This window comes from Moritella viscosa, from assembly GCF_900120065.1.
Classification (GTDB): Bacteria; Pseudomonadota; Gammaproteobacteria; order Enterobacterales; family Moritellaceae; genus Moritella; species Moritella viscosa.
The window spans coordinates 1-842 of the sequence record NZ_FPLG01000149.1 but is presented as its reverse complement, the minus strand read 5'-3'; the positions used below and the strand labels follow the sequence as shown (position 1 = coordinate 842).

General features: G+C 35.4%; 1 protein-coding gene. It reads left to right on the top strand.

Features of this window, described 5'->3' with window-relative positions:
• Positions 1–467: 467 nt before the first annotated feature.
• Positions 468–698 (top strand): hypothetical protein, encoded by a 231-nt coding sequence (locus tag BT797_RS21865; protein ID WP_075473530.1) that lies wholly within the window; start codon positions 468–470, stop codon positions 696–698.
• Positions 699–842 lie beyond the last annotated feature (144 nt).

Genomic DNA, 842 nt, shown 5'->3' with positions numbered 1-842 from the left:
AGTAAACTGGGGGCGATTCAGTTGTCTTTAATAAAATACTTAAAATGGATAACTCATGAAGTTATTCTTGGTTCATGAGTTATCCATCTGAACACAATCCACAGCAAAGTCTTTAATAACAATTTGTTAATGTTGAAATTAGACATAAGTACCTCATGAACCCATTTGAATTCCAGAGAAGTTCAATAGGCCGTACAGGGGCGATTTTTGCCTTAGCGCTAAAAAGCTTAGAATTAAGTTGAACACTATTTACTTGTAGGTATTATACTTACTCCTTCCCTTAAAATAGACGGAAATATTTTAATTAAAATTATGGATGTTAGTTTGATTGAAGCTCACCAAGCTAGAGCAAGGTTATTCTTGTCGTCAACGGTTTAAGCATTGTGACATCGATCGGGTTAATTTTTATAACTTGCGGGGCGAATTCATAGTACCCGCTTAACATATCGGAAAATAAAGGGTGAATAATGTTTTATGGTTTTTTGGATTTAAAAACAAAAATAGGTTTAGCTTTAACAATTTTTTTGTTGATAGCGAGTGTTGTTAGCTTTATTTTTGCTTATACGCGCCCTGCGCCAACGGATGCCTTCTCTGCTCTAGAGGTAGGAATTGGTTATCGTTATTTTGCGTTCTATATCACAAGTATGTTTTCGATTGGAGGTGTGACGATTGGACGTTATTACAAGTTAAATAATTAAACACAGAATTTTGTTACTTAGTCACAAATTGGCCATTTTCCCATCCCCCGATATTGTTAAATCTGGAAAATGCCCACCCTTTTTATCTGTCACATATGACAGGTTGAAAGGGTAGTCAAAGCTGTGGTTCGCTACGTGAAATAT

Excerpts from the sequence above, each read along its gene's own strand:
- BT797_RS21865 (WP_075473530.1), top strand. The coding sequence starts at position 468 with ATGTTTTATGGTTTTTTGGATTTAAAAACAAAAATAGGTTTAGCTTTA.